Annotated in this window: 1 pseudogene; it reads left to right on the top strand. The window is 67.4% G+C overall.

The window, feature by feature from the left end:
- Nucleotides 1–29 precede the first annotated feature (29 nt).
- Nucleotides 30–236: pseudogene (locus ACEN88_RS36265) on the top strand (hypothetical protein); the annotation flags it as partial.

Below are 236 nucleotides of genomic sequence, written 5' to 3'. Positions count from 1 at the left end.
GGCGGGGTGCGCCACTATCATCGGGTCCCATGGCCCTCGAACGGATCGGCCGTTACGAGCTCGTCTCGCAGCTCGCGGCGGGCGGGATGGGGTTGATCTATCTCGCGCGCACGAAGGGTATCGGTGGGTTCGAGCGCCACGTCGTGATCAAGACGCTGGAGCTCGCGGGCGACGATCGGGAGGAGCTGACCGCGATGTTCCTCGACGAGGCGCGGTTGCTCGGCGTGCTGCATCAC

Source organism: Massilia sp. CT11-108 (genome assembly GCF_047302915.1).
In the GTDB taxonomy this organism is placed as follows: Bacteria; Pseudomonadota; Gammaproteobacteria; order Burkholderiales; family Burkholderiaceae_D; genus Telluria; species Telluria orientalis.
This window is presented reverse-complemented; position numbering and strand designations above follow the sequence as displayed.